Below are 5,775 nucleotides of genomic sequence, written 5' to 3'. Positions count from 1 at the left end.
GGGAGGCGGGGACCAGCCCTCCGGCGGCGCGCCGCCCACGTACGCGCTCGCCCTCCAGGCCGACCTGAGCGGCCCGGGCGCGGCGGACGGGCAGGCGCACGAGCGGGGTGTCCGGCTCGGCGTGGACCGGCACAACGCCCGCAAGGACGCCGCGTTCCGGCTGGCCCTACGCACCGCGGACGACGGAGGCGACGCCGCGCGCGCGAAGCGGGCCGTCGAGCAGCTGGTCGCCGACCCGGCCGTGGTCGCCGTCATCGGCCCCACCTGGGAGGCGCCGGTCCCCGCCCTGGCCGCGGCCTGCCTGGCCGCCGACCTCGCGCTGCTGCTGGTGGCGGTCAACAGCGGCCAGGCCTCGCAGGCCCAGTGGCGGACGGTGGTCGACACCCGGGCGGGCGCCGAGGGCATCGCGCTGCCGGTGCTGCACTACCTGACCCGGGTACGGCCCGTGCACCGCACCGCCGTGGTGGAGGACGAGGGCGGCCCGGGCGGAGCGGACTGGCAGCTCACCCGCGCCCTGCAGCAGAGCCCGCCCTCGCAGGGCACGGTCAGCGTCCACCGGGTCCCGGCGGGCGGCGCCGATTTCGCCGGGGCCGTGGACGCGCTCATCCGGGCGGGCGCCGAGGCCGCCGTGTACGCGGGGACCTCCGCGGAACGGGCCGGGGCCTTCGCGCGGGCGCTGGCCGCCGCCGGGTTCGCGGGGCCGCGGATGGGCACGGGGCGGGTGATGGAGCCGGCGTTCCTGGCGGAGGCCGGTGCGGCGGGCGAGGGGTGGCTGTTCGGCACCTACTTCGCCGATCCCGCGGGGGTGCCGGGCGCGGACGGGTTCGTCGCCGCGCACCGGGCCGCGTACGGGCAGCCGCCCGCCCGCTGGGCCCTGGAGGCCTACGACGCGGTGGGGCTGGTGGCCGCCGCGCTGGGCGGCCTGGAGGGCGAGGGCTGTGACCGGCCGGGGCTGTCCCGGCGGATCTTCCGCACGCCGTACCAGGGGCTCGCGAAGCCGCTGGCCTTCGACGAGGACACGCACATGCTGTCCGGCACCCGGGTCGCGCACCTGCACGACGTCCGGGCGGGCGCGTTCCGGTACCTCGGCCCGTACGCGGACGTGACCACGGCTGGCTGAGCGCGCTACGCCGTCGGGGTTCTCCTGTGCGCCCGTTCGGCCGTACATCCCGAGTGAATGATCATTATTTCGGCTCGCGGGCGCTGTGATGCTGCCATCCGGTCAGGGGCGATCTGGGAGGGCAGCGGGCCGATGCCATCGACGCACGATGCACAAGGAACAGGACTGGGGCAGGCGGGGCAGGCGGGGCAGGCGCAGACAGGACGCGTGCAGACTGGGCGCGCGGAGCAGCCGCGGCGGAGCCGGGCGCACCGGGCGTGGGCCGTCGTGGCGGCGGTGACCGGCGTGGCCCTCCTGGTCGCCGCCGCGCCCGGCAGCGTCCCGCAGCGCGCCGGGACCGCCTACCTCGGCGGCCACGCGGACGCCTTCGTCACGCTGCTGGTGGGCCGCTCCCTGGAGGCCGGCCCCGGCGCGAACACCCCGGCCTGCACCGTGGAGGCGTCCCGCGACGGGAAGTGCGCCGGCCTGCACCGGCAGCGCGTGCGGGCCACCGCCCGCGGGGCGGGGGCCGTGCTGCAGGCGGCGGCCGGATCCGGTGCGCCCGGACCGGGGCACACGGTCCTGCTGCCGACGGACGCCGCCGGCCCCCTCGACATCGGCCTGGCCGAACCGGGGCAGCTCACCGACGTCACCGTCCGCGACGCGCACGGGCGCTACGTGGGCGGCGCCCTCGACCGCCACGGCCGCCGCTGGACCAACACCGAGCCGCTGCGGGCCGGCGAGCGGTACACGGTCCGCGTCGGGGCGCAGGACGCAGCCGGGACCTCGGTCGGGGCGACCCTGGCGTTCCGGACGGCGCCGCCCGCGCAAGGAGGCCGCCTGACGGCGGAGTTCGGGCCGCGGCCGGGCACGTACGGCGCCGGGCAGATCGTCACGGCCGCGCTGAGCCGGCCGGTCCCCGCCTCCGACCCGGAGGCCCGCGCCCTGGTCGAGCGGGCGCTCCAGGTCACCTCCGAGCCCGCGGTCGAGGGCGCCTGGCACTGGGTGGACGGTTCGACGCTGCACTACCGGCCGCGTACGTACTGGCCGGCGCACGCGGTGGTGCACGTGCGCAGCGGGCTGGACGGGGTGGAGGTCGACGAGCACACGTACGGAGGCCGGTCGGAGCCGGTGGACTTCACCGTCGGGGACCGGGTCGAGGCGCTCACCGACGCCGCCGCGCACGAGATGACCGTACGGCGCAACGGGCAGGTACTGCGGAGGATCCCCGTCACCACCGGCAAGGCCGGGTTCCGGACGCGGACCGGCATCAAGGTCGTACTGGGCCAGGAGTACAAGGTCCGGATGCGCGGGGACAGCGTCGGCATCCAGAAGGGCACGAGCGAGTTCTACGACATGCCCGTCTTCTACGCGACGCGGGTGACGTGGAGCGGCGAGTACGTCCACGCCGCGCCCTGGTCGGTCGCCTCGCACGGCGAGGAGAACGTCAGCCACGGCTGCACCGGGATGAGCACGGCGAACGCGGCCTGGTTCTTCGACACGGTGCGGATCGGGGACATCGTCCGGGTGGTGAACAGCGGCGGCGAGCCGATGGCGCCGTTCGACAACGGCTTCGGCGACTGGAACGTCGACTGGCGGGACTGGCTGGCGGGCAGCGCGCTCGCGGGGGCGCCCGAGCCGGCCCCGGTGACGGTGTCGCAGCCGCCGGCGCGCACTGCGTCCCGGCTGCAGCCCCTGACCTGATGCCGCCGCACCGGCCGCTGACGGTCGGCCGGTTCGTCTGTGAGTCCTAGCGGCGCGGGTTGGGGCACGCCTGCCAGGCGAGGTGGTACAGGGTGCTGACGCTGGTATCCGTGGAGTCCATCGTCATGAAGCTGGTGACGGCCTGCGGGTTGGACGTTCCCGCATTGACGCGCAGTTCGGTGTTGATGTTGAAGTTTCGTTTCTCGCCGCAGGGCGCCCAGACGAGGTCCGCGTACTCGGTTTTGTCGGTCGCCTGCCAGTTGTCATTGTGCGGGCCGTTGAACTGGTGGGTGCGCTGGGTGGTCTGGGGCATTCCCTGGAAGTAGTAGTTGGCCCGTTCCTGGCCCCATGCGCCGGGCTGGAGGAATGCGAATCCGCGGTAATCCGCCTGGACGATCGCATAGGTGAATCCGGAAGGAACGTGGACGCGCAGATTGAGCTGGCAGTTCTTGCGGAACGAGGTCGGCGGCGCCCCGGGGCCGACCTGCGCCAGGTAGTCACTGTAGGTGACGGTGAAGGCGGTGTTGTCGGGGGCGACGGCCACCTGGGCGGTGCCCTCGCGGCAGCCGGATCCGTTGACCGTGGCGAGCTCGATCACGATCTTGTCGGGGGGTGCGGTGATCTGCGGGGTGTGGCCGGCGGCCCCGGCACCGGGCGTCGCCGTGGCGATCAGCGCGGCGGCCGCGGCGCCGGTGAACAGGGTGCGGGACAGGGAACGGGACATCGTTGTCTCTCCTGACCGTGATTCGGTGGTTCCTGCACTCACGCCGTGTCAGACCCCGGGGCATTCCTTCCAGGCGAAGTGGTAGACGGTGCTGACGCTGCCGTCGGTGGAGTCCATGCTCATGAAGCTCAGGGACTGCGGGCTGGACGAGCCCGGGTAGACCCGCAGTTCGGTGTTGACGTTGAGGTTCCGCTCCTCGCCGCAGGGCGCGAAGACCAGGTCGGCGTAGTCGGTCTGGTCGGCGGCCTGCCAGTTGTCGCTGTACGGGCCGTTGAACTGGTGGGTGGTGCGGGCCGTCTGCGCCATGCCCTGGAAGTAGTAGTTGGCGCGCTCCTGGCCGTACGCCCCGCGCTGGAGGTGGGCGAAGCCGCGGTAGTCGGCGCGGGCGATGGCGTACGTGAAGCCCTGCGGCACGTGGATCTGCAGGGCGAGCTGGCAGTTCTTGCGGAAGTCGGTCCCGCTGGATCCGGCTCCCGCCTGGGCGAGGTAGTTGCTGTACGTGACGGTGAAGGAGGTGTTGTCGGAGGCGGCGGCCACGCTCGCCGTCCCCTGCGGGCACCCCGATCCGTTGACGCCGACGACGTCGACGGTGATTCTCCCGGGCGGATAGGTGGCCGTATCGGCCTGGGCGGGAAGGGCCAGTGCGGACAAGGCCGCCACCGCCGTCCCGACGGCCAGCTTGCGTCCCAGCACCATGCGTTTCTCCATTCATCCGGAGTCGCCGCGATTTCGGCATGGACATGCCACCACGCGGTGCGGGGACTGGGAAGGCCGGGAAACGGCCAACCCCGGCGGGGGGCGGCTACTGGCCGGAATGGGAGGGGAAGAGGGCGCGGAAGGCGCGCGCGTCGTGGACCGCCGCACCACCGGGGTCGTTGTTGAAGTACGCGAACACGTCCGCCCCTTCGGGCCAGGTGTCGGCGATACGGGCCGCCCACGTGCGCAGGGCCCGCGGCCCGTAGCGCGGCCAGGGCTGCGCCCGGCCCTCGTGGAAGCGGACGTAGCCCCAGTCGGCGGTGCGCCACAGCGGGGTCACCGGGCGCGAGCCGCGGTCGGCCCAGCACAGGGCGGCGGCGCGGGCGGTCAGCACCGCCTGCACGTCCGGATGCCACCAGGAGGGGTGGCGGGGCTCCACCGCCACCCGGGTCCCCGGCGGGAAACAGGCCAGGCAGGCGTCCAGGGCCTGCGGGTCGGCGCGCAGGGTGGGCGGCAGCTGCAGCAGGACCGGGCCGAGCCGGTCGCCGAGGGCGGCGGCGTGCCCCATGAGCCGGGCCACGGGTTCGGCGGGCTCGCGCAGGCGCTTGATGTGGGTCAGGAAGCGGCTGGCCTTCACCGCCATGACGAACCCCTGCGGGGTGCGCTCGCGCCAGGCCGCGAAGGTCTCCGGGGAGGGCAGCCGGTAGAAGGCGTTGTTGCTCTCCACCGTGGCGAACTGGCCGGCGTACTCCTCCAGCCAGAGGCGCTGCGGCCGGCCGGCGGGGTAGAGGACGCCCGCCCAGTCCCGGTACTGCCATCCGGAGGTTCCGACGAGCACGGGCATGGTGCCGATGATGGCGGGGCGCGGGGCGCGGCGCATCCGGCCGGGGGCCGGGAGTGTGCCGGGCCCTCGGCCGGGCAGGCGCCCGGCATGACTTTCCAGCATCCTGCGGAACGCAGCGACGGCAAGGACCATGCGGGCCGCTTCGAGCGGCTGGCCGAGCTCGCCTCGAACTTCACGAGCTCCGCCGTCTTCTCCGTGCTGTGCGTGATCCTGGTGGCGGGCTTCCTCGCCGTCCACGCCGCCGGGCTGCCGATCGAATGGCAGCACCTGGCCGGGGACTCCATCGGGGCGGTGTCCCTGCTGCTGCTGGCCTTGCTGAAGAACACGGAGCGGCGGGCCGAGCACGCGATCCAGCGCAAGCTCGACGCGATCGCCGCCGCCCTGCTGGAACAGCAGGAGGGTCGCGAGGGCGACGCCCACGAGGACTTGGAGAAAGCCATCCGCATGGAAGAACGCCTCTAGCCCCCGGCGGTCCCCCTGGCCCCGGCGGTCGCACCCCCGAGGGCGGGGTCTGGGGCAGCGCCCCAGACCCCGCGCCGCAAATGCCGGCGAGGCTGAAATGGCCAGCCCCCGGCTTCGGAAGCAGGGCAGACAACGACGCCTGCGGTCGAAGGCAGGGGGCGCGGAAAACCAGCCCCGCCGGCGTTTGAGGCGCGGGTCCGGGCGGAGCCCGGTGCCCGGCGGAGCCGGGATCCTTGGGGCTCCGCG

Annotated in this window: 6 protein-coding genes; 3 read left to right on the top strand and 3 right to left on the bottom strand. The window is 74.1% G+C overall.

Annotated elements, in window-relative coordinates; all coding sequences use genetic code 11:
• Both AB0F11_RS37385 and AB0F11_RS37380 read left to right on the top strand, forming a co-directional pair.
• Positions 1-1,120, top strand: a 1,120-nt coding sequence (locus AB0F11_RS37385; protein ID WP_362184158.1) for an ABC transporter substrate-binding protein, incomplete at its 5' end; no start/stop codon positions are given.
• A 207-nt stretch (positions 1,121-1,327) separates the two neighbouring features.
• A complete protein-coding gene (locus AB0F11_RS37380; protein WP_362184155.1) occupies positions 1,328-2,803 on the top strand; it encodes an Ig-like domain-containing protein in 1,476 nt (491 codons plus the stop codon).
• Between the two features lie 46 nt (positions 2,804-2,849).
• Here AB0F11_RS37380 and AB0F11_RS37375 read toward each other — a convergent pair whose 3' ends face one another.
• From AB0F11_RS37375 to AB0F11_RS37365, 3 genes are all read right to left on the bottom strand, one after another.
• Positions 2,850-3,527: a DUF4360 domain-containing protein gene (locus AB0F11_RS37375; protein WP_362184152.1), complete on the bottom strand. Its 678-nt coding sequence runs from the start codon at positions 3,525-3,527 to the stop codon at positions 2,850-2,852.
• 48 nt (positions 3,528-3,575) lie between these two features.
• Positions 3,576-4,223, bottom strand: coding sequence for a DUF4360 domain-containing protein (locus AB0F11_RS37370; protein WP_362184149.1), 648 nt, complete (start codon positions 4,221-4,223; stop codon positions 3,576-3,578).
• Between the two features lie 106 nt (positions 4,224-4,329).
• On the bottom strand, positions 4,330-5,067 hold the full coding sequence (locus AB0F11_RS37365; RefSeq protein WP_362184146.1) for a DUF72 domain-containing protein: 738 nt from the start codon (positions 5,065-5,067) through the stop codon (positions 4,330-4,332).
• Positions 5,068-5,154: 87 nt separating this feature from the next.
• On the opposite strand from AB0F11_RS37365, the gene AB0F11_RS37360 reads away from it, so the two are divergent.
• Entirely contained in the window at positions 5,155-5,529 is a 375-nt protein-coding gene (locus AB0F11_RS37360) for a hypothetical protein (RefSeq protein WP_362184144.1), read from the top strand.
• Positions 5,530-5,775: the final 246 nt, after the last annotated feature.

It is taken from the genome of Streptomyces sp. NPDC032472 (assembly GCF_040636955.1).
Lineage (GTDB): Bacteria > Actinomycetota > Actinomycetes > Streptomycetales > Streptomycetaceae > Streptomyces.
The sequence above is the reverse complement of the archived record's forward strand: the minus strand, read 5'-3'. Positions and strand labels throughout refer to the sequence as shown.